Below are 22812 nucleotides of genomic sequence, written 5' to 3' on the forward strand. Positions count from 1 at the left end.
CGGTTTTCTACCTCACCAGTCGTTGAGTCAGGCGCTTTTGCAGCGCCAGTGGCAGCAATGCGATAGTTTTGAGCAGCAGTGACAGGCGGGGAGGAAAAGCAATTTCACTCGCGCCTTTCGCCAGCCCTTTACGGATATAGGCCGAAGCTTGTTCAACGGTAATCATCATCGGCATTGGGAAATCATTGCGATCGGTGAGCGGCGTTTTCACAAAGCCCGGCAAGACAGTGGAAACGTGAATATTGCGCGGCCCTAAATCCAAAGCCAGCGAGCGGGAGAAGTAGGCCAGTGCGGCTTTCGACGCGCCATAGGCTTCGGCGCGAGGCAAGGGCACCAGCGAGGCGGTTGAGCCGACCAGCGCCACGCGGCTGCCCGCTGCCATGCCCGGCAAAATCGCATCCAGGCAGTTAACCGGGCCGATAAGATTGGTGTTAATAACTCGCGTCACGCTTTCGGCATCCACCACCCCGTTATCGAGATATTCGCAGGTCCCGGCATTCAGAATCACTAAATCGGCCTGCACCCATGCCATCGCCTGACGGGTGAGCGCCAGATCGGTCATATCAAAGCTCAGGGTTTCGATGTTGCTGTGCAAGCGCGTCAGGGCTTCCAGCTTTTGCGGGTCGCGCCCGCAGGCGGTGACTTTCCAGCCGTCGGCGGCGTAGTCCAGCGCAAGTTGTTTGCCAATGCCTGAACTGGCACCGGTTATCAGAACATGATTCATGCTTTTAACCTCGCCTTCAGCGCCTTAACGGCTCGCCCCAGAAGTGGCACGTGCTCATAGAGCATGGCCCCCAAATCGTAATAATCTCGCTGATAAATCACCTGATCTTCAGCCAGTTTTAAATGGCTAATGCCATCCAGATAGAGCGTCTCACCCTTTTTTAACGAGGGATGAGAGTAGGCCATACACCACACCAGCGTGGCTTCATCGCCACTCACTAAGGTTTGCTGAATATCGAAACGGCAGTCGTTAACGCTTTTTAGCAATTGGCGAAAGTAGCCCTCGAGGGCGGCAATGCCGTCGTGCTGGCCCACCGGGTCAATAAATATCACCTGCGGGTGGTAGATTTGCGCCAGTTGGGGCAGCGAGCTTTGGTCGAGCTGGCGATAAACTTCCGCCAACTGCGCTAGCGTTTTCTGTACCGATTCAGACTCAGTGACCTTCAGTGTCATGGGATTCTTCTGCCTCGTTCAATAGCACGCTGCTGCCGAGAAGTTGCACCGGGATCCCCTGTGCATGCCACTGCGCCAGCTTGTTTTTCTGCACGCGCGTCAGGCGGCCTTCCGACCACATTAAAATCTGATGCACGTTCAGGTTTTCCAGATAAGGCTCGTCCACCGGCTGCGGCAGCAGGTCTATCTGCACGCCTTCTTCGCTACGAATAATGGCTTCGAGCCACAGTTCGGTGCTGTCCATCTCGCCCCAGCCCATCAGCACTACGCGCACGCCGGGCTTTTTGCGCGCGGCGTTGAGGCACATTACCGCATGCTCGATCAGCATGCCGTCGAGCAAATGGCGCAGCAGGTGCAGAGAAGGGCCGCCAGAGCCGAGGCGTTTTCTCAATGGGCGAATGACGTTGTTGATGAGCGCCATTGCCGGATATTCACGGCCCAGTTCGGCCAGCAGTTGGCGCACCTTATGCATGCTGCTCTCTTGCAAGGCGGTGAGCAGGCGCTGTTCCGACTGAACCCAGCCGCTCGGCAGCGGCGCGACAGTGCCTTCGAGCAGCGCTCTGACTTGCCCGACCGGCACGCCGCGGTTAATCCAAGACAAAATGGTGCGAATGGTGTCGATGTCGTTATCGTCGAACAACCGATGACCACCTTCGCTGCGCTGTGGCTTGAGCAGCCCGTAGCGCCGTTGCCACGCCCGCAGCGTGACAGGGTTGATACCGCAGATACGCGCCACTTCCCCTATGCTGTACAGAGACATAGATCCCTCCTGAATATTCGTACTTCTTCTCTTCACTCTAGCCGTTATGGGGAAAGTTGTACAAGTTTATTATTGTTGTACAAGTTGAGGGCGGCTGCCCACACAAAACCTTGCGTTGCCACGCAAACTGGCCCAGAAGGCGCGAAAGCGCGCGCCCTCTGGACTCCCGCGCTTTTTATCGCTGCGTGTTCGAGGCTTCGCAGGGTCGGAATGGACATGTTTCAGCAACTCCAGTGATCGTCGCGAAGTGCCGTCGCTTAGGCGATTCCCTCAGTTCGGGCTTACTCGGCCTCTGGCCTCGCCCTTCGGGTCGTTGCTATGCAACGCTGTCTCGCTTCGCTCGGCTCGAGCCTCAGGTCTCGAACCACTCCCTCGGCGTCACTTCTGAATGCGACTTACTGGCTTTTCAACCGTGCCGTTTCAGGGGAGGATTTTTGCTTTATCCATATTGCTTAACTCCCATATATGGAATAAGTTCTCGATATTGAGAATTTAAGGTGCGTGGCGATGGACGATGAAAACCTAAATGATGATATGCGGTTGGCGGAGCGATTGGCTTGGCTAAGGGTGAATCAGGGCTGGTCGCTGGAGGTGCTGGCAGCGCAAACGGGGATCAGCCGCGCGACGCTCTCGCGCATCGAGCGGGGCGAGACCAGCCCAACGGCGTCGCTGTTGGGTAAGTTGAGCGCGGCTTATGGCTTGACCACTTCGCGGCTGTTAATGGCGTTGGAGGATAACCCGCCGGAGCTGATTCGCCACGGGCAGCAGTCGGTGTGGCGCGACACGGCGACCGGGTTTGAGCGGCGTTCTGTGTCGCCACCGGCTCATGGCTATCGAGTTGAACTCATGACCGGCAAGTTGCAGGCTGGCGCCACTATCTCCTATGACTCGCCGCCGGTGGCGGGCCTTGAGCAACATATTTGGGTGCTGGAGGGCGTGCTGGAACTGACGCTCGACCAGCGCCAGTTCAGGCTGGAGAAGGGCGATAGCATGCGATTCCTGCTGTTCGGCACCTCGGCTTTCCACGTGCCCGGCCCTGATGACGCCCATTACCTGATCGCTATTTCCCGGCCTTAACCTTTAAACCATCCTGAGGAGGAAGCTCTGTATGTCGAAAATTCACCAAGTGGCAGTGACGGAAGTGTTTGATGGCGCGTTGAGTGAAACGGACCTCGACCAATTGGCGGAAACCCTGAATTTGGCGGTAGAGCAGGGGGCGAGCATTGGTTTTGTTCCGCCGTTCGCACATCCGCAGGCTGTGGCGTTTTGGCACAAACTCATTCCGGCATTCATCTCCGGCGAGCGTCGGCTGCTGGTGGCCCGGCTGAACGGCAGGATTGTCGGCACGGTACAACTGGCGGTGAGCCAACCCGCCAATGGCGCACATCGGGCAGAGATCAATAAGCTGATGGTGCATCCCGCAGCCCGTCGTTTGGGGATTGCGCGTTCGCTGATGGTGGCGATTGAAGAAGTGGCACGCAGCGCGGGTAAGCAACTGCTGGTGCTGGATACCATCACCGACGGAGCCGCCGAGGGGCTTTATCGCTCGTTAGGGTATGAGGTGGCGGGGCAGATCCCACAGTATGCAATGTCAACGCAAGGACAACTTGAGCCGACCACGGTGATGTTTAAGGTATTGGGGTGAAAGAATTAACGAATGGTAGAGAACAAGCCTAAATCCAAAAGCCCACTGAAACGGCACAGCTGTAACAAGGGTGCCTGAAACACGTCCATCCCAACCCTGCGCAGCCTCGATCTACCAGCAAGAAAAAACGCAGGGTTCCAAGGGAGGCGCGTTTACGCCTCCCTTGGTCGGTGTGGGCCGACGCCCACGACCTTGAACTTGACCTTAAGGTAAACCTAAAAGGTTATTTCCCGTTCCACGCCTTCAAGTTTGTATCACGCACTTTCAGCTTCTGTTCTGGCGTCAGCTTGTTGTATTCCGCAGCCAGGCCGCTTTCCCAGTCGCCGTACAGTGGGTTTGGCAACACGATGAACTGGGTGCCGAACTGCTTGTAGTTCTGGTTTACGAAGGCGCGACGCTGGGTGTTGTCTTTGTGATAGGTCGCGGCACCGAAGTCGTTCAGGTTGTCACCGGCGTAAATCACGATGTTATAACCCGCGGCTTTGATGGAGTCGAAACGCGCCTGTTTGTTCGAAGTGTCGCTGCTCAGTAACAGGGTTTTCTCGTTCACGCCGGTGAAGCCCAGACGGTTCAGGTTTTCCAGCGTGGCGGCGTATTCGCTGGTTTTACGGTTTGACACATAGAACATGGTGCCGCCGTGGGAGTTAACATAGTTGGCGAAATTCACCGCGCCCGGCACGGCGGTTGCCTGCTTGGCGGCGGTCCATTCAGACCAGGTTTTGCTGTCGAATGGCTTGTTGGCTTTAACCTGCCACGCGCTGTAGGCGCTGTTATCAATCATGGTTTCGTCGAGATCGACTACCACGGCTTTAGGCTTGCCATCCAAAGGCTTAGCATTGTCAAAGGCGGCGGTTGCTGCGTTGAAAGCCTGATAAGTCAGCGCCTGATATTCACCAGACTGTTGGAACCAGTTGAGGGCCATCACCGATTGGTCGTTCAGCTTCTGTTGGTCTTGGGCAGCTTTTGGCGCACAGCCCGTCAGAGCCAGCATAACCAGCGCAGCGGTGGCGCACAGCGTCATCTTTTTCATTCACTATCACCTTTGATTTTTAGTATTAGTAAGAAAATCCTCCAAAACTGTAGCAGATTCATAGGATTAAGGAAGAGTGAAAAGTCAGTTACGGGAGACAGGCAATAAAAAAGCCGGGGGATGAGCCCGGCGAAGTGTTCACAGAGAATTTATGACAATGAGGTCTTATTTGATGAAGGTTACTTCTTACTACAAGTTAGAACTGGTAAACCAGGCCTAACGCAACAACATCGTCGTTGTTCAGTTTCAGTGTATTATTATCGTTCAGCTGGTTGATTTTATAATCAACAAAGGCTGACATGTTTTTGTTGAAATAATAATAGGTCGCTACGTCGATATATTTCGCCAAATCTGCATCGCCAATGCCTTCAATATCCTTAGCTTTGGTCTGAACATAACCCAATGATGGACGCAGACCCCAGTCGAATTGATATTGCGCAACGGTTTCGAAGGTCTGAGTTTTATTTGCGAAGCCGCTCACTGATGCAGGAGTACCAGCCAGGCTGCCCGGTACGGAAATAGCGTACAGGTTGCGAGTTTCAGCATAAATAGCTGCTAAATAAACGCTGTTATTGTCATATTTCAGACCGCCAGTCCACGCGTCAGCTTTATCGCCTTTACCGTAACGAACCGCAGTTTGTGCTGAAGTACGGTCAGAAGAAGAGTAGGCACCGCCGACGCTCACGCCTGAATCACCGAAGGCGTAAGTGGTAGACAGCGCGTAGCCGTCGCCGTTAGCCGTGTTCAGAGAGCGGCCGTCGTTTTCGTTCTTACCTTGGTACTGAACGGCGACGTTCAGACCATCAACCAGGCCGAAGAAGCCGCGGTTACGGTAGGTTGCCACGCCGTTAGCACGGCCTGTCAGGAAGCGGTCTGCCTTGGTGTAACCGTCGCCACCGAACTCTGGGAACATATCGGTCCAGGCTTCTACATCGTACAGCGCGCCGTAGTTACGGCCGTAGTCGAATGAGCCATATTGAGCGAATTTCAGACCGGCAAAGCCCAGACGCGTTTTGGTGTCTTGGGTGCCTTGAGCTTCTGAATGGTTTGCAGCGACTTGATATTCCCACTGGCCATAACCGGTCAGAATATCGTTAATTTGTGTCTGGCCTTTAAAACCGAAACGAACATAAGTCTGGTCGCCATCAACACCGGCATTATCAGAAATATAATGTTCGGCTTTAACTTTTCCGTACAGGTCCAGTTTGTTACCGTCTTTATTATAAACTTCGGCTGCGTGTGCCCCGGATGCAATCAGTAAACCAGGAATTAATAATGCCAGAATCTTATGTTTCATTTTATATACCCTGCTTTCCCATTATCTCTATTGATATAAAAAGAGACTAAAAGGGTTTTATTTAAAGGACGCGAGTCATCTCATGTACTGTGCTTTCAATGTGTGCCTGAAATTTTCACAGCGAGGATTTTTTACCTTATGTTTGTGATCGATTTATGACAGAAAAAAATGAACTTTCTTTTTGTTTTACAAATGCACCTAGATTTACATCTTCCGAAACAGGATTTGCAGGCTGATCCGCAGGCCGGTCTGTGGGACAATGGGTAGCAGAATTTCTCGATAACTCAATTTTATAAGGGATGAATGGCGCTTTCCCCCGCAGTAAAAGATCAGATAAGCCAGTGGTACAAAGCCCTGCAACAACAAATTCCGGATTTTATCTCCCGAGCGCCACAGCGACAAATGATCGCTGAGGTTGCCAAGGCGTTTTCTGGCGATGCTGCACGTCATTTGGCGATTGAAGCGCCCACCGGCGTGGGCAAAACCCTGTCCTATCTGATCCCCGGCATTGCTGTAAGCCGTGAGGAGGAGAAGCCGTTAATCGTCAGCACCGCTAATGTGGCGTTGCAGGATCAGATCTACAGCAAAGACCTGCCGCTGCTGAAAAAGATTATTCCTGACCTCAAGTTCACCGGTGCCTTTGGCCGCCGACGTTACGTCTGCCCGCGCAACCTGTCGATGATGAGCAACGAGAATGCGCAGGGCGATTTAGGGCTGTTCCTCGGCGACGAGCTGGCACCTTCAAACTCAGAAGAGCAGAAGTTTTCCAAGACGCTGGAAACCGCGCTGGCGCGCTACCAGTGGGATGGCCTGCGCGACCACTATCAGCAGATGATTCAGGACTCCTTGTGGGAAAAAATTAGTACCGACAAGGCTAACTGCCTGAACCGTAACTGCCATTACTATAAAGAGTGCCCCTATTTTGTGGCGCGAAAAGAGATTGAAACCGCCGACGTGGTGGTGACCAACCACGCGTTGGTGATGGCCGCGCTGGAGTCAGACATGGTGCTGCCCCCGGCCAAAGACCTGCTGTTAGTGCTCGACGAAGGCCACCACCTGCCCGACGTCGCCCGCGACGCCCTGGAGGTCGAGGCCAATATCTCGGCGGTGTGGAACCATCTGCAACTCGATAACTTTGTTCGCCAGATTGAGCAGTGCCTTGGGTTATTCACCCCGAAAAACCCGCCGCCGCTGACCAACGCCGAGCGGCTGCACAACCACTGCGCCGAGATGCGCGAGCTGTTGTTGTCGATTGAGCAGCAGATTAGCCAATATCTGCCGCCCGACGCGCCGGAGGCCGAGCACCGTTTCGAGATGGGCGCGCTCTCTCCTGAGCTGACCGAGCAGTGCGCGCGGCTGTTTAAACTGACCGACGCGCTGCGTGGTTTGGCCGAGTTCATGCTCAATGATCTCAGCGAAAAGACTGGCAAACACGACATTGGCCGTCTGCATCGGGCGATTTTGCACATGAGCCGCATGCTGGGTTATCTCGAAACCATGAGCAAGCTCTGGCGGCTGGCGGCGATGGAAAAAGCCTCCAACGCGCCAATCAGCAAATGGGTGACGCGGGAGTTTTTCGACAATCAAAGCCATCTGATGCTGCACTGCGTGGGCATTCGCGTCAGCGAACAGTTGGAAAAACTGCTTTGGCGCAAGGTGCCTCACGTGGTGATCACCTCCGCCACGCTGCGCTCGCTGAACAGCTTCTCCCGCCTGCAAGAGATGACCGGTTTGAATGAAAAGGCGGGCGATCGCTTCGTCAGTCTGGATTCGCCGTTTAACCATATTGAGCAGGGCAAGCTGGTAATTCCGCAGATGAAAAACGAGCCGATGATGGCCAATGAGGCGGCTCATTTGGAAGAGATGGCCGACTTCTTCCGCGCCGAGTTAGCCAAAGGTGAACACAAAGGCCAACTGGTGCTGTTTGCCAGCAATCGGGCGTTGCAGCAGTTTGTCAGCCTGATGCCCGACCTGAGACTAATGCTGCTGGTGCAGGGCGATCAGCCACGCTACCGTCTGGTGGAGGAGCACCGTCGGCGGGTCGAGGCGGGCACCACGAGCGTGCTAATTGGTCTGCAATCCTTTGCCGAAGGCTTGGATCTCAAAGGGGATCTGCTCACTCAGGTGCACATCCATAAAATTGCCTTTCCGCCAATCGACAGCCCGGTGATTTTGACCGAGGGCGAGTGGCTGAAAACCCTGAAACGCTATCCGTTTGAAGTACAGAGCCTGCCGAGCGCGTCATTCAACCTGATTCAGCAGGTAGGGCGTCTGATCCGCAGCCACGAATGCCGGGGCGAAATCGTGATTTACGACCGGCGGCTGATCAGCAAAAACTATGGCTCGCGGCTGCTGGCGGCGCTGCCGATTTTCCCTATTGAGCAGCGAGAAATGCCCGCGCCCGGCTCGGTTAAACGCCCGGACCGACTAAAAAGCACCACTAAAATGGTCAAACGCCGCCGCAAAGCGCGCTAACCAAGCTGTACCACGCCTTTTCCGCAAAACTGTGTCTTTACTGTTCTCTTAATCGTGGTTATCAATAGATTCATAACTGACGGTTAAGAGACTTCATCAATGTATTTACCCGCTGCATTTAAACAACAAGACGTTCAGGCTCAGGCGGAGCTTATCCGCCAGTATCCACTGGGACTGTTGATTTCCAACGGGCCTGAGGGTTTTGAAGCCAACCCGATCCCTTTTTTGGTGGATGTCGACGCCGACGGCCAGCTGACGCTGCGCGCCCACCTTTCGCGCGGCAATGCCCAGTGGAAGTCGCTGGCCGAAAACGGACATTGCATGGTGGTGTTTCAGGGCGTTGAGGGCTATGTCTCGCCGTCCTGGTATCCTTCGAAGCAGCAAAACGGCGGGAAAACGGTGCCCACCTGGAACTACGCCACGGTGCAGGTCAGCGGCGAAGCCAAGATTATCGACAGTCCCGGCTGGTTGCTAACCCTACTCAAAGGACTGACCACCCAGCATGAAGCGGGGCAGCGAGAGCCGTGGGCGGTGAGTGACGCCCCTGATAACTTCATCGCCGCGCAGTTGAAAGGCATCGTGGGCTTTGAGCTGGTGGCGCGCAAAGTCGAGGGGAAATGGAAGCTGAGCCAGAACCGTAGCGCCGAAGACGTTAATGGCGTAATCGATGGCCTGAAAGAGCTGCAAGGCGACGCCAGCCCGCTGGCGCAGGCGATGGTCAACGCCAAATCCGACAAATGACCGGCGCGTTGCCGTTTTCCCTGATTGCTGGCTGAGTTATGCTGGCCTTATTCGATTTTCATCACATGGCAGACCAATGGATTACACCAAACTGATTAAAGAAGTGGGCCGTGGAAAGAACCACGCCCGTGACTTGGACCGCGAGCAGTCGCTGGCGCTGTATCGCGAGATGCTGGCGGGCGAAGTGCCTGATTTACAGCTCGGCGGCCTGCTGATTGCTTTGCGCATCAAGGGCGAGTCGGAAGAGGAGATGCTCGGTTTCTATCAGGCGATGGAAGAGCAGGTGATGCAGCTGCAAGCCCCTGCCGACAGGCCGATGCCGATTGTGATCCCCACTTATAACGGTGCGCGCAAGCAGGCCAACCTGACGCCATTGTTGGCGATGCTGCTAAGCAAGCTGGGCTTCCCGGTGCTGGTTCACGGCGTCGATGAAGACCCGACGCGCATCACCAGCGCGGAGATTTTCCGCCAGCTCGGTGTCGAGCCCGCGCAGGACCAGCAGCAGGCGCAGCAGCAGTTGGATGCAGGCCAGCAGCCGGTTTTCGTGCCGGTTTCCGTGCTCTGCCCGCCAATGGACAAGCAGCTGGCACTGCGCTGGCAGATGGGCGTTCGCAACAGCGCTCACACCCTAGCCAAGTTGATCACGCCTTTCGGCAAGCAAGATGTGCTGCGGCTGTCGAGCGTGTCGCACCCGGAATATATTCAGAAAGTTTCATCGTTTTTCCGCCAGGTGGAAGGGCGCGCGCTGCTGTCGCAAGGCACCGAAGGCGAGGTGTACGCCAACCCGCAGCGCTGTCCGGCCATCTATCTTCTCGCTAACGGCGAGCAGCAGGTGCTGGCCGACAAGCAGGAGTTCACCGATGTCGATCTGCCTGACAGTAAAGACGTCGCCACCACCGTCGCCTTCACTAACGCGTGTTTGCGAGGGGAGCGTGCTATCCCGCAGGCATTGCTCAATCAGCTTATCTGTTGTCTGGTCGGGGCGGGGGTCTCGGCAGATATGGCGGAGGCCAAGATGATTATTGAACAGGTGTTTTAGGGGGCTTTTCTCCTCCCCTAATTAGGGGAGGAGCAGAACAGCTTTCGACTTAGATTTTGCGTTTCTGCCCATAAATCTACCCATCTCCATCCTGAAAAGGTAAAATACTCGTTATTAATCATTTCTCTTATGATTTTACTCATTTTTTTAAAAATAATTTAACGAGATAAATACATGGAAAAGTTACCCAATTGCCCGGCTTGTAGTTCTGAATTCACATGGCAGGACGGCGCGATGCTCAATTGCCCTGAATGTGGACATGTTTGGTCTTTGGAAGGGGATGCCGATGCTCAGGACGACGCGCTGGTGGTAGTTGATGCCAACGGTAACACGCTGGTGGACGGCGACTCGGTGACCGTCATTAAAGATCTCAAAGTAAAAGGCAGCTCGTCGATGCTCAAGATTGGCACCAAAGTGAAAAGCATCCGTTTGTGCGAAGGTGACCACAATATTGACTGCAAAATTGACGGATTTGGTCAGATGAAACTCAAATCTGAGTTCGTGAAGAAAAACTAAGCTTTCCTGCCTCACATCCTCGTAACAACCGCGGTTCTCTCATGTCGACAGAACCGCCGTCTAAACATACACTCAATGCATAATCTCGTTACCTATCAATAGAGAAGACTGCATGAAAAAGGCTCAAGACTATTTTAATGCCCTAAATCACGATTATCTGCAGGTGCACAAGGCCAAAGAAGAACTTTTCTGGCAGAACTACATGGGAACTGGCGATGAAAACGTGTCGGCAGACTTCGCGGCAGCAGAGACTGCTCACAAGCGTTTTATCTCTGAATCCCGCCGGTTGGGCGAATTGCGCGAGCATATTGCCTCGCTGGAAAAACTGACTCTCGACGAAGAGGGCAAGGCGCTGCTGCACGGCCTGCAGGGCTGGTATCGCTTCTTTGACTGCAACACTATTGAAGACCCACAGGCGCAGGCGCTGCTGGATGAAATCATTCAGGCCGAATCCGCGCTGTTCGCCAAGCGCAAGGCGCACCGCCTGACCCATATCAATGCCAAAGGCGAGCGGGTGAATGCTTCTCTCGGCGAGCTGTTAACCAATCAGGCTAACAACGAAAATGAGGCTTACCGCCGCAGTTCCCAGACCGCGCTGCGCGAGTTGGAAGAGTGGCTGCTGCACAACGGCTTCCCAGAGCTGGTTGGCCTGCGTAACCGTTTTGCCCGCCAGTTGGGCTACCGCAACTATTTCGATTATAAGGTGAACAAAACCGAGCGTATGACGCCGGAACAGCTGTTCGCCATTCTGGATCGCTTCGAAGAGCAGACCCGCGAAGGCAACGTGCGCAGCCTGAATGAGCTGGTCGCGCGTAAGGGCGATGGCGCCCTGCTGCCGTGGAACATTCGTTTTGCCAGCGCCGGAGACGTCACTCGCCAGCTTGACCCTTATTTCCCGTTTGCCGACTCGCTGCGCCGCTGGATTGATAGCTTTAAACGCCTGCATATCGACTTCCAGGGTGCCGAAATGCAGCTCGACCTGCTGGTGCGCGAAGGCAAGTATGAAAATGGCTTTATGCACAGCCCGGTGCCAACCTTCTATGACAACGGCGACTGGGTTTCTGGCGTGATCAACTTCACCAGCCTCGCCAAGCCAGACCAAGTGGGCAGCGGCAGCAGCGGCCTGAACACGCTGTTCCACGAGGGCGGCCACGCGGCGCATTTCGCTAATATTCGCCAGAACGCGCCGTGCTTCTCGCAGGAGTTCCCGCCGACCTCCATGGCCTACGCCGAAACCCAGTCTATGTTCTGCGACAGCCTGCTGGAAGATGCCGACTGGCTAAAGCGTTACGCGAAGAATGCTCAGGGCGAGTCGGTGCCGGATACCCTCATCCACGACAGCATCGCGGCCCGCCAGCCAATGCGCGCCTTTAATGAGCGTCACATTCTGCTGGTGCCCTATTTTGAATGGCAGCTCTACCAGTGGCCGGACGAAAAGCGCACGCCGGAAGCCATTCTGGCGCTGGCGCGCGATGTCGAAACTCACATTTTGGGTGTCACCGGCAGCCCGCGGCCTACCATGGCTATTCCTCACTTGTTATCGATGGAATCTGCCTGTTCCTATCAGGGCTACCTGTTGGCGCTGATGGCCGTCGAACAAACCCGCGCCTTCTTCCTTAAACGCGATGGTTATCTGACCGACAACCCGGCCATCGGCCCGGATTTAGCCAAGCACTACTGGACGCCGGGCAACAGCATTAGCCATGACGAAACCCTGCGTAACCTGACCGGCGAGGGTTTCAACCCTGATTATCTGGCTGAAGCTTGCAACCAAACCGTGGCGGCGGCGTGGGAAGAGGCGCAGCAGACCATGAAAGCCGCGGCGCAGCGCGAACAGCCGGCGGCGGATTTCGATCTGAATGCGCATATTCGCGTAGTGGACGGCAAACGCGTGTTAGCTGACAGCGCCGACGGCGACGAAGCCATGTGCCAGGACTTTGCCGATTTCGTGCAACAGACCTATTTTCATAAGTAAGGCTTCGCGATAGACAACCGCCATCGGTCGCTCGGCTGATGGCGGTTTTTTTACGTCCGGCAGAGAGGGGCAGTTTGTGGTATCTTACGCGCCAGAAATTTTTAATCCTTTGTGAAAGCCATTCGTTTTCAGAAATAGTTCGTTTATCAAACAATACCGGAGAGTCATTCAGGTGGAACAAAAGAAAATCTTCCCGCAGGAAAAAAGCGGCCTGCACCCGCGTAACCGCCACCGTAGCCGCTATGACTTCCCGGCCCTGATTGCCAGCAGCCCGGAGCTTGGCCCGTTCGTTTCTGAAAACAAATGGGGCGATTTGTCAGTAGACTTCGCCGATCCGCAGGCAGTCAAAGCGCTCAACCGCGCGCTGCTGCGTCACTTCTATCAGATTGAAAACTGGGATATCCCTGCTGATTATCTCTGCCCGCCAATCCCAGGCCGCGCGGATTACATTCACCATTTGGCTGATTTGCTGGCAAGCAGCAACAATGGCGAGATCCCGAAAGGCAAGGATCTGGCGATTTTGGATATCGGCGTGGGTGCCAACTGCATCTACCCAATCATTGGTTTGCGCGAATACGGATGGCGCTTTACTGCCAGTGAGATTGACGCCACTTCCATGGCCGCCGCCAAGAAGATTGTTGCTACCAACCCGCAGCTGACCAATCAGGTGCGTTTCCGCCTGCAGTCTAAGCCGCAGCGCATTTTCGATACCATTATTCGTCACGACGAGCGCTACGACTCGGTGCTGTGCAATCCGCCATTCCACGGTTCTGCCGAGGAAGCCGCAGGTAGCAGCCAGCGTAAACGCCAAAATCTTGGCCTCGATCGCCGCGCCGGAAACAAAGCTGAACTGAACTTCGGCGGCCAGCACAACGAGCTGTGGTGCGAAGGGGGCGAAGAAGCTTTCGTGGTGCGCATGGCGGAAGAGAGCGCCGAGAAGCGCACTAACTGCCTGTGGTTCACGGTCTTAGTGTCGAAGAAAACCACCTTGCCACTGCTGTATGAAGCTTTGGAAGAGCTGGAAGCGACGGACGTTCGCACCATAGAAATGACTCAGGGGAATAAAATCAGCCGCTTCGTGGCCTGGACTTTCCTCACCCCTTGGCAGCAAAAAAGCTGGGCAGGAAAGCGTTGGGGCTAATCTAACGCCTTGTTTCTTCCCCGCATTTAATTAGCCTGATACGGATTAATGTGTCAGGCTAAAAAAAATCCTAGCGACCCCTTCCTTTTTTAGTAGTTTAAATTATGATTAATTCATAATAAGAACAGTTCACTTTGTCACCAGTGAAATTATTCATCGCGTTAGGTTTTTACTTTTATCTTTTTTTCTAGCAGCCTCCCAATACACCGACCCAGGGCGAAGCTAAATGTAAATTTACAATCTTTGTAGATTTTAACGTTCAGCGCACGTGTTATTTCCTTATTCACGTAATCAGCCACAGGGTCTCTGCACTATGCAACTTTTCACTCATCAATTCAGCACGGCATGGCGTGATAAATTCTCTGCACTCTCGCAAGCCGTTCCCATGATCGTCTTCACCCCGCAGGGTATTGTTACCGAGGCAAATAGCCTATTTCTCAACACCATAGGTTATACCCGTGATGAGGTGGTTGGGCAGCCCCACAAGATATTCTGCACCCCGGAGTTCGTTGCCAGTGATGCTTATCGGCTGCACTGGCAAGGGCTACAGCAGGGCAAGTCTGTCAGCGGCAATATTAAACGCCTGCATAAAAACGGCTCTCTTATTTGGTTAGAAGCGACGTACGTCCCCGTTTTAAATAAACAAGGGAAGGTGGTTGAGATAATTAAAATAGCCAGTGATGTGACTGATCGTATTAACGAATCGCACGATCATCATGGCTTATTAGAAGCAATCGACCGCTCCATGGCTTTGATAACCTTTACCCCTGAAGGCAATATTCTTTCCGCCAATGCCAACTTTATAAAAGTCATGGGATATTCACTGAACCATATTCAGGGAAAATCCCACGCGATGTTTTGCCTGCCCGATTGGCGAGACTCCAACGATTACCGTTCACACTGGCAGCGCCTGAAAAAAGGTGAGTTTATCCTCGGCCGTTTCGAGCGAGTGAATAGCCGTGGGCAGAGCGTATGGCTGGAAGCCAGCTACAACCCGGTGATGGACGATGAAGGCAAAGTGGTGAAAGTGGTAAAAATCGCCCAAGACATCACGGTGCAAATGAACCAGCAGCGCCAGCAGGAAAATATGATGACTCACGTCCACGAGTTGTCGCTAAATACCGATAAAACGGCCGCGCAGGGCGTGACTATCGTGCAAAAAGCGGTAGAGGATATGCAGGAAGTTGAAGCACTTGCCAAGCGCACGGCGGACATTATCAGCCAGCTGGGTCAAACCTCTGAACGCATTGGTGAGATGGTCGATACCATACGCCGAATCTCTTCACAGACCAATTTATTGGCGATTAACGCCACTATCGAAGCTGCCCACGCCGGGGAACAGGGCCGCGGATTCGCCGTGGTAGCAGGCGAAGTCCGTTCGCTTGCCGACCAATCACGCAAAGCCGCCGTTGAAATTGATCAACTCACGCAAAGCATCCGCGACGGCGTGATGGCCGCCATCGACGGCATGGGGAACTGCGTGAGTCGCGCAGGTGGCGGAGTAACGCTAAGCCGCAACGCCGGTGAGGTCATCAATCAGGTGAATCTCGGCATGCAGGATTTGGTAAGGATGATGGCGGGAGTGGGGGCAAGCCCCAAAGCCCACTAATACCTCGTGTTGCCACACGATCTCAAGGTCAAAACCGTGGGCCGACGCCCACGGTTTTGACCGTGCCTTTAAGGCCAGTTTGCAAGCCTAAGAATAATAAAAGTTTCTATGGCTTTTCAAAGCCATCCCCCACAGCTTTAGGAGGCTCCTCCGTAAACACCCTCATTGCTTGCTTCGGCATGCTAATCCCCGCCTTCTGGAAGTGGATCTTCACCAGCCGGTCAAGCGCATACTGCACGTTCCACTGCTCCAGCGCTTTAGTGCGGATCAGCACGCGGACGCTGAAGGACTGGTCGCCTAGCTCGACTACGCCCTGATAGATTGGCTCGCCGAGCAGGGAGCCTTTAACACTCTCATCCTGCTTCAAGGCTTCTACGGCTTCGGCCAGTACGGCATTGACCTGGTCGACATCTTCATCGCGGCCTACGCGGTAGCTGGCGCGGTATACGCCGAACTCGCGCTCGTAGTTCGACAGCGTGGTTATCGAAGAGTAAGGGACAATGTGGTACACGCCATAAATGTCGCGCAGGCCGATGGAGCGAATGGTCATGCGCTCCACCGTGCCGCTAATCCCCATTACCGTGACGTATTCCCCAGTATTCATCCCATTCTCGAACTGAATGAATACGCCGGTGATCACGTCTTTCACCAATGTCTGGGCACCGAAGCTGATGGCTAAGCCGAGTGCCCCAGCACCGGCAAGCAGGGGCGCGATGTTTAACCCTATTTGCGACAGCATGATCATAATGGTGATGGTGCAAATTACTATGGCCAGCACGTTGCGGAACAGCGTCAGCAGGGTGCGTTCGCGGGCGCTTGGGCGTGAGCCGTTACTCAGCTCCAGCGCCAGGCGGTGCTCGATAATACTGGCGAGCAGGGTCCATGACACGATGGCGAAGAACAGAATAAACAGAATATGGGTCACGCCACCCACCACTTGTTGCCCGCCCTCGGTGGCCAGCCAGTGGTGAAGATTGAATATCTGCCACGCATCCAGCAGGGAGAGGGTGACGGACAGTACGACCAGAACGCGGAGGATTTTCAGCCCGCTGGGAATATAGGAGTTGATGCGCTTTTGCAGCATCGGGTAGCGGCGGTTGATGTCATCGGGCAGGGTGATACGTTTTAAAATCCAGCGCGACAGCAGGCCGGAGATTAAGGCACCCAGCGCGATGATAATCAGGCTCTTCACCGTGGCGGCCATCATAAAGGTCAGGCTGCCAGCGAAGTCGAACTGCGACAGGAAGAACAGCACCAAAAAGTAGCTGACGGCCAAAATATGCCAAATATGGCCCAGCGTTCTCAAGATCACGCTGAAAAAGGCCATCGAGCGTTCGGCCAGCAGATTGAATTCCTGATGAATATTTTTGCGATTGTGCAGAATCAGCCAGCTGGCGTAGAGAGTCAGAGCCAGCATCACGACAAAGTTCACCACGGCGGCGGCCGGGTAGTTAATCTGCGTGGCAACAATCGGCACGGCCACCATCAGAGCGTAACCAATCAGGCCGCTGACCCACGCCAGGCGGGTGTTCCAATAGCTGGCAGTCTTGTCGCGCAGCGGGAAGGGGCGCAGATAGTCGAAGTTGGGCGCGAAGAGTAAACGCAGTACCGCCTTGAAGAATTCAATTACCGCGAAGGCGCTGAGGAACAGCGCCTGCTGGCGAGCAATCAGCGCGCTGCCGCCATTCACATATTGAGTGAACAGGTTTCCGGCGGCCACGGTGAGCAGCAAAATGGCAATATCTATCGCAAAGGCACTCAGAATACTGGCAGGCAGTTGATACCAGTGCGCCTCTTTCAGACGAGCGTGGTGCCCCCATCGCCCCAGCCTTTTATACAGCGGGCTAACCAGAAAACGGATTAAGTGGAACAGGGCGAAGGTCACCACCACGGTCATCAGGAAATAGGAGAGCGCGTGAATAAAACGTTCGGCGTTGAAGGTGCGCTTTGGCCCGGAATCGATGGTTTCTTTGAGCTGCTCCACGCGCTGCATCACCTGTGAGGCATAGCGCTGGCTGGTGTCCACCAGACCATCAACCAGCGACACTTGCTCGGATTTTGGCTCGGCGGCGGGCTGTTGCTGCTCGCCAGACTGAGGCTTGGCGGCGTCGCGCAGGTGAGCAATCAGCTCGGCGCGAGATTTATCATCTTGCAAAATATCCGCCAGCGCAGCATAGGAGGCTTTCTGTTTATCAGCATCGCTGTTGGCAGCAGGCTGCGGGGCGGCGGCTTGTGTGGCGCTGCTGAACAGCGTCAACATCAGCATTAAGAAGGGCAAGACAAGCAATAAAGGGTTTTTATGTCTCTTGGATAATGGTCGTTGCGATAACGCGTTCCAGTCGTTATTCGGCATTGTTCCTCACTTTTAAAGCTGCGGTTTATCGATGGATCTCATACAAGGAGCCGTTGGTGTTACAACAGTGTAGGGAATTTATGTCGTAGAGGGGGAGAAAGGGGGTAAAAAAAACGGATATCCGAGGATATCCGTTTATTCATTGAGCTTTGGTTGAATCAGGAAACGTGCTGCAGGAACTCGCGCAGACGTTCGCTTGGCGGATTGTTCACCAAGTCAGCAGGTTTGCCATCTTCAGCAATGCGCCCTTTGTCGATGAAGATCAGGCGTGATGCCACTTTCTCGGCAAACCCAACTTCGTGGGTCACGATAACCATGGTCATGCCTTCGTCCGCAAGCTGCTTCATGACGGTCAGAACTTCATGACGCAGCTCTGGGTCCAGCGCCGAGGTTGGTTCATCAAACAGCATCAGCTTAGGTTTGACCGCCAGCGCACGGGCGATAGCCACGCGCTGTTGCTGACCACCGGAAAGCTCGGAAGGGTAGTGATGGGCGCGCTCGGACAGGCCGACCTTCGCCAGCAGCTCTTTTGCCAACTTGTTAGCTTCTTCCTTCTTCGCACCACGCACGCGGATCGGGCCAAAGGCCACGTTTTCCAGCGCGGTCATGTGCGGGAACAGGTAGAACTGTTGGAACACCATGCCCGCTTCTTGGCGGATCAGGCGCTCGTCGACTTTCGGATCATTGACCTTCAGGCCGTCGACAATCAGGTCGCCGGAGGTGATCTCTTCCAGCTTATTGATGCAGCGCAGCAGGGTAGATTTACCGGAGCCTGACGGCCCGATGATCACGACCACTTCACCCTGAGAAATCTGCAGATCGATGTCGTGGAGCACTTGGGTTTTACCAAAGTGTTTTGAGACGTTCTTAAATTCAATCATATAATTTTCAGTTTGCGTTCGAGGCGGCGCAGAACAAAGCTCAGAGCCAGCGTGATAATCAGATAAATAATGGCAACCGCACTCCAGATTTCCATCGCGCGGAAGTTACCGGCAATGATCTCCTGGCCCTGACGGGTTAGCTCGGCCACGCCGATAACGATGAACAGTGAGGTGTCCTTGATGCTGACGATCCACTGGTTGCCCAGCGGTGGCAGCATGCGACGCAGTGCCAGAGGCATGATGATGTAACGCAGCGTGTCACGACGCGAAAGACCCAGCGCCAGACCTGCTTCGCGAAAGCCGTTGTGAATCGACAACACGGCGCCACGAGTAATTTCAGCGATGTACGCACCGGAGTTGATGATGATAGTCACCACCGCGGCGGTAAAAGGATCGATACGTAAATCAGGAACCATCATTGGCAGGGCGAAGTAAATAAACATTACCTGCACGACAATCGGGGTGCCGCGAATAAGCTCAATAAATACCAGTGCAATGTGGCTGCTGAACCAGCCGCCAAACGCGCGAGCAAAGCCCGCAATCACACCGATAATCAGACCGCCAACCAGACCGAGGACCGAGATCCACAGGGTCATCTTGGCGCCTTCGAGCAGGATTGGCAGAGCGGGCCAAATAACGCTCCAATCAAACTGCATGTAATCTCTCCAGATAAATCTATTACTTTTAACGCCTGCTCAGCCTGTTGTGCTGGCAGGCGTTAACTTCTCAATCACTTAACGTCTGTTGCGCGCAACAGATATTATTTTGGCTCGGTATCAAACCATTTTTTGTAGATTTTCGCGTAGGTGCCGTTCTCTTTAATGGTTTTCAGAGCGGCGTTGGCTTTTTCACGCAGGTCGCTGCCCTGTGGGAAAGCGATACCGTATTGCTGGCCAGCCAGCGAGTCACCCACGGCTTTGAACTGGCCGTTACCGGCAGTTTTGATGAAGTACAGGATGTTTGGCGTGTCGTGCATGACCGCGTCAGCGCGGCCAGTGCCCAGCTCCATGTAGGCGCTGTCGATGTTCGGGAACTGGCGCAGATCTTTGGTCTGTACGTTGGCTTTCATGTAGTCAACGGAGCTGGTGCCGCTCTTCACTGCCACAGTTTTCCCTTTCAGGTCAGCGACGCTTTTGATGCTGTCGTTGTCTTTCTTAACCATTACCATCAGGCCGCTGTTGTAGTAGCCGTCAGAGAAGTCGATCGCTTTCTTACGCTCAGGGGTGATGGTGATACCCGCCAGCGCCAGATCGATGTTGTGAGTTTGCAGAGCAGGAATGATACCGCCAAAGTCCATTGGTTTCAGTTCGTAGGAGACTTTCATCTCTTTGGCGACGGCGTCCCACAGGTCAATATCGAAACCGACATATTTATCGCCTTGTTTGAATTCAAAAGGAACGAATGCGGTGTCAGTTGCAACGATTAATTTTTTGTCTGCAGCGTGGGAGCTAACGGCAAAGGCCAGCGTCATCGCGGCCAGGGAAACTTTCAACAGTGACTTCATCAGTTAATTTCCTTTATACGTATTATGGGAACGGCATTTGTTGCGTCGATTTTAATGCAATTAGCGTGCCACAGAGCAAGTCGTATAGAATTCAGTGGGTTAATATCTTGCTGAACCGTTAAGGCTTGCTTAATAACTCGGATCGCACTTTTTTGGTGCGTCGTTACAAATTGACATGGATCGTTATGGTGCAACGGTTCATCATTAACCAATTGGCGGCTGTTAAACAATCGCTAATTAACAGTTACGCTGCGTTATTGCTATCAAACTCTAACTTTTACAACTAAGTTCTGAAACAGTTGCCTAATAATGAAGCAATCGGTTGCTTGCTGGGGGGTAAATATGGCGGAGAAAAGGGGCGGGTTGTTCCAATTTGGTGCAATGCAATTGTGAGGCGATATATAAGATATTACCGCAGCTGGCTATCTTTACTCCCCCGACGGTTATAACCCGCACTGGCCTGATGTTTTTTGTCGAGCGCTGTCTGGCAGGCAATGCAATATTGCACTCCAGGCAGGGCTTTGCGACGCGCCTCGGGAATAGGTTCGCCACATTCGTGACAGAATTCTGCACTTTCGCCGTAGCCCAGTGCCTGACGCGCGCGGTTTACAGCGTCTTCGACGGTTGAGTCAATTTGATCTTGAACGGCGCCGTCTTGTGCCCATCCACTTGCCATAAATCCTCCAAATCAATAGAAAACGGGCCAATGATTTTCACCATTGGCCCGTTACGTTCTTAAAGGCTAGAAGTTGATTAAGTCGAAAGCTGGACCCTGATATTATTCAATATTGGATTCAATGAACCACAGGAACTTATCCAGATCTCGTGATGCCGCAGTCAGAATATCTGCAGTATCTTCATCTTCTACTTTGGTTGCCGCTTTGCGTGTGTCGTTGGCAACTTGCCCATAACGATCGGCCAAGGCTTTCAGATGCTCTTGAACGGTGTGAATGTTAGTTGGGTAGCTTTTCAGCGGAGTTTTGTCATTAACCACTTGCACTGTACCCAGTGCTACACCACCTAATTGCACCACGCGTTCTGCGATGTTGTCTTGATGCTCAGTGATGGCAGTGCGGAAACCGTCCAACATTTCGTGAACTGCGATAAAGTTCGCGCCGCGCATGTTCCAGTGAGCTTGCTTAGTGATCAGCGACAGGTCGATGTATTCAGCTACCAAAGGGTTCAGCACTTTGATGGTGTCCAGCTTCACGCCTTCTTCAACATCATTACGTGTGTAGAGAAGCTCAGAAGATTTCGTTTTTACCAATTTAGCGGTACTCATAATAGATATCCTCTTTAGTTATCTTTAGTTTAAGCGTTATACGAATTCGGTATGGGAATAAGTATAGCAACCTTTTTACATTCTGCCTTAAATCATCAGCTATCAATGAAATCGTTAAAATCTAATGGTGATAGCCAGCGTTTTAATATTTTTTTCTCTTTGTGTGCCTCATGCTTTTTACATGACCAGATATACACAAAGATAATTAACGTCGCATTGTCTCGTTGCTGTTAAATACACTAGGGGCGAGCAGGGGTGATTTCAACCCTAAAATTTTATTTAAATCACAACTTATTGTTTTAAATGAATTTTAATGGTGATTATTTGCGATGTAGCAAACTGATAATATTTATCATTTACATTTCCATTGCAGTTTTATGAGGTTTTTTAAGAGCTATCTTAATTATCCATTCAGTTTTACTTATCAGTGATAATAACCCCTAGTGACAGTTGGCCTTTAGCCAGTGAATGGCGGAAAAGGAATTGGTAATATTTTATTTCACGGCTGAGTGAATATATTCTCAGCCGTGAAAGGAAAGGAGTGAAAAATTAATGGCGCGCGCTTTTACGGGCGATTAAAAATAGCCGTGGGAAGGCCAGAAGCACGCTGCGGTCGGCGCGTGGCAGGTAGACCTTCTCCAGCTCTTGCAGGTAGCTGGCGAGAAAAGCTTCTTGCTGGGTTTCATCCAGCGGAGCCAGGAAAGGCCGCAGCCCGGTGGCACTTAGCCAGTCGACAATCGCCTTGGCCGAAGGCATCACGTGGTAATAGGTGGTGCGCCAGATATCCACCAACGCCCCCTGACTTGCCAGCAAATCATAATATTGTTCGGTGGTGAGCAGCTGCTTGCGCGAGTTATCCACCCCGGCAATCGCATTCCTCCACTCCGGCTGGTCGGCCACCTTTTGCATTAACTGGTGCGAGGGCTGGGACAGGTTGTCCGGCATCTGCACGGCAAATACGCCTTCGGGCGCGAGCTGCTGCATGAGATGGGGGATCAGCTCCTCGTGCCCTGTCACCCACTGTAGTGAAGCATTGCCATAGATAATGTCTTGCGGCTGGGTCGGCTTCCATTCGCGAATATCCACCTTTTCAAAGCGGCAGGAAGGCAGGCGTTCGCGCGCTTTTTCCAGCATGGCTTGAGAAGTATCGAGGCCGGTAAGCAGGGCTTGAGGGTAGGCGTGTTGCAGCAGTTCGGTGCTATTCCCCGGCCCACAGCCCAAGTCGGTGATGAATTTGGCGTTAGGATGCAGTACACGGGCAAGGAGTTCAGCGGCGGGGCGTGTGCGTTCGGCTTCGAACTGGCGATAGAGATCAGGATTCCAGTCTTTCATGGCGGTTCCTTAACAGCGTAGTCGGGGTGTTGCCCATAATCCTAGACCGAGTTGAT

At 53.4% G+C, this 22812-nt stretch carries 21 protein-coding genes and 1 other RNA gene; 9 read left to right on the top strand and 13 right to left on the bottom strand.

What is annotated here, in order from left to right; all coding sequences use genetic code 11:
* Positions 1-7 precede the first annotated feature (7 nt).
* From ACT3RR_RS01990 to ACT3RR_RS02005, 4 genes are all read right to left on the bottom strand, one after another.
* Complete coding sequence (locus ACT3RR_RS01990) at positions 8-724, bottom strand: SDR family NAD(P)-dependent oxidoreductase (RefSeq protein WP_496199630.1); 717 nt, start codon at positions 722-724, stop codon at positions 8-10.
* Entirely contained in the window at positions 721-1176 is a 456-nt protein-coding gene (locus ACT3RR_RS01995; protein WP_496199631.1) for a nuclear transport factor 2 family protein, read from the bottom strand. The genes ACT3RR_RS01990 and ACT3RR_RS01995 overlap by 4 nt, the downstream gene beginning before the upstream one ends.
* On the bottom strand, positions 1157-1936 hold the full coding sequence (locus ACT3RR_RS02000; RefSeq protein WP_496199632.1) for a MerR family transcriptional regulator: 780 nt from the start codon (positions 1934-1936) through the stop codon (positions 1157-1159). Before ACT3RR_RS02000 ends, ACT3RR_RS01995 begins: the two co-directional genes overlap by 20 nt.
* A 282-nt stretch (positions 1937-2218) precedes the next feature.
* Positions 2219-2300, bottom strand: a non-coding RNA gene (locus ACT3RR_RS02005) — RtT sRNA.
* A gap of 143 nt (positions 2301-2443) precedes the next feature.
* Between ACT3RR_RS02005 and ACT3RR_RS02010 the strand changes: the two genes are divergently transcribed.
* Together ACT3RR_RS02010 and ACT3RR_RS02015 are read left to right on the top strand one after the other, a co-directional pair.
* Positions 2444-3013 (top strand): helix-turn-helix domain-containing protein, encoded by a 570-nt coding sequence (locus ACT3RR_RS02010; RefSeq protein WP_353501451.1) that lies wholly within the window; start codon positions 2444-2446, stop codon positions 3011-3013.
* 31 nt (positions 3014-3044) lie between these two features.
* Positions 3045-3581: a GNAT family N-acetyltransferase gene (locus ACT3RR_RS02015; RefSeq protein WP_353501452.1), complete on the top strand. Its 537-nt coding sequence runs from the start codon at positions 3045-3047 to the stop codon at positions 3579-3581.
* Between the two features lie 223 nt (positions 3582-3804).
* Here the strand turns inward: ACT3RR_RS02015 and ACT3RR_RS02020 are convergent, their stop codons facing one another.
* A complete protein-coding gene (locus tag ACT3RR_RS02020; RefSeq protein WP_496199633.1) occupies positions 3805-4611 on the bottom strand; it encodes a 5'-nucleotidase, lipoprotein e(P4) family in 807 nt (268 codons plus the stop codon).
* Positions 4612-4807: 196 nt separating this feature from the next.
* Positions 4808-5908 carry a porin OmpC gene (gene ompC / locus ACT3RR_RS02025; protein WP_185688226.1) on the bottom strand — a complete coding sequence of 367 codons (1101 nt, stop codon included), beginning with the start codon at positions 5906-5908 and terminating at the stop codon, positions 4808-4810.
* A gap of 303 nt (positions 5909-6211) precedes the next feature.
* Here ompC and dinG point away from each other — a divergent pair, with 303 nt between their 5' ends.
* The 7 genes from dinG (at position 6212) to ACT3RR_RS02060 (ending at position 15404) form a co-directional block, all read left to right on the top strand.
* A complete protein-coding gene (dinG, locus tag ACT3RR_RS02030; RefSeq protein WP_485902789.1) occupies positions 6212-8383 on the top strand; it encodes an ATP-dependent DNA helicase DinG in 2172 nt (723 codons plus the stop codon).
* Between the two features lie 99 nt (positions 8384-8482).
* The gene (locus ACT3RR_RS02035) at positions 8483-9124 is read left to right on the top strand and encodes an FMN-binding negative transcriptional regulator (RefSeq protein WP_496199634.1); all 642 of its coding nucleotides are present in this window, start codon (positions 8483-8485) and stop codon (positions 9122-9124) included.
* Positions 9125-9200: 76 nt separating this feature from the next.
* Complete coding sequence (gene ybiB, locus ACT3RR_RS02040; RefSeq protein ID WP_496199635.1) at positions 9201-10163, top strand: DNA-binding protein YbiB; 963 nt, start codon at positions 9201-9203, stop codon at positions 10161-10163.
* Between the two features lie 174 nt (positions 10164-10337).
* Entirely contained in the window at positions 10338-10679 is a 342-nt protein-coding gene (locus ACT3RR_RS02045) for a zinc ribbon domain-containing protein YjdM (RefSeq protein WP_353501458.1), read from the top strand.
* Positions 10680-10791: 112 nt separating this feature from the next.
* On the top strand, positions 10792-12654 hold the full coding sequence (locus ACT3RR_RS02050; protein ID WP_353501459.1) for a M3 family metallopeptidase: 1863 nt from the start codon (positions 10792-10794) through the stop codon (positions 12652-12654).
* A gap of 172 nt (positions 12655-12826) precedes the next feature.
* Positions 12827-13795 (top strand): 23S rRNA (adenine(1618)-N(6))-methyltransferase RlmF, encoded by a 969-nt coding sequence (rlmF, locus tag ACT3RR_RS02055; protein ID WP_496199636.1) that lies wholly within the window; start codon positions 12827-12829, stop codon positions 13793-13795.
* Between the two features lie 313 nt (positions 13796-14108).
* Entirely contained in the window at positions 14109-15404 is a 1296-nt protein-coding gene (locus ACT3RR_RS02060) for a methyl-accepting chemotaxis protein (protein ID WP_353501461.1), read from the top strand.
* 106 nt (positions 15405-15510) lie between these two features.
* Here the strand turns inward: ACT3RR_RS02060 and ybiO are convergent, their stop codons facing one another.
* The 7 genes from ybiO to tam all read right to left on the bottom strand — a co-directional run bounded on the left by ybiO (position 15511) and on the right by tam (position 22756).
* Positions 15511-17670: a mechanosensitive channel protein gene (gene ybiO / locus ACT3RR_RS02065; RefSeq protein WP_353501462.1), complete on the bottom strand. Its 2160-nt coding sequence runs from the start codon at positions 17668-17670 to the stop codon at positions 15511-15513.
* A 245-nt stretch (positions 17671-17915) separates the two neighbouring features.
* Positions 17916-18638 (bottom strand): glutamine ABC transporter ATP-binding protein GlnQ, encoded by a 723-nt coding sequence (gene glnQ, locus ACT3RR_RS02070; protein ID WP_353501463.1) that lies wholly within the window; start codon positions 18636-18638, stop codon positions 17916-17918.
* Positions 18635-19294 carry a glutamine ABC transporter permease GlnP gene (gene glnP / locus ACT3RR_RS02075; RefSeq protein WP_353501464.1) on the bottom strand — a complete coding sequence of 220 codons (660 nt, stop codon included), beginning with the start codon at positions 19292-19294 and terminating at the stop codon, positions 18635-18637. Before glnP ends, glnQ begins: the two co-directional genes overlap by 4 nt.
* Positions 19295-19398: 104 nt before the next feature.
* A complete protein-coding gene (gene glnH / locus ACT3RR_RS02080; RefSeq protein WP_034788847.1) occupies positions 19399-20142 on the bottom strand; it encodes a glutamine ABC transporter substrate-binding protein GlnH in 744 nt (247 codons plus the stop codon).
* A 409-nt stretch (positions 20143-20551) separates the two neighbouring features.
* Positions 20552-20818 (bottom strand): DksA/TraR family C4-type zinc finger protein, encoded by a 267-nt coding sequence (locus tag ACT3RR_RS02085; RefSeq protein WP_496199637.1) that lies wholly within the window; start codon positions 20816-20818, stop codon positions 20552-20554.
* A gap of 102 nt (positions 20819-20920) precedes the next feature.
* Positions 20921-21424 (bottom strand): DNA starvation/stationary phase protection protein Dps, encoded by a 504-nt coding sequence (dps, locus tag ACT3RR_RS02090; protein ID WP_034788867.1) that lies wholly within the window; start codon positions 21422-21424, stop codon positions 20921-20923.
* Between the two features lie 549 nt (positions 21425-21973).
* Complete coding sequence (gene tam / locus ACT3RR_RS02095) at positions 21974-22756, bottom strand: trans-aconitate 2-methyltransferase (protein ID WP_485902781.1); 783 nt, start codon at positions 22754-22756, stop codon at positions 21974-21976.
* Positions 22757-22812: the final 56 nt, after the last annotated feature.

Origin of the sequence: Ewingella sp. AOP8-B2-18, assembly GCF_052376015.1 — a bacterium.
Taxonomy (GTDB): domain Bacteria; phylum Pseudomonadota; class Gammaproteobacteria; order Enterobacterales; family Enterobacteriaceae; genus Ewingella; species Ewingella allii.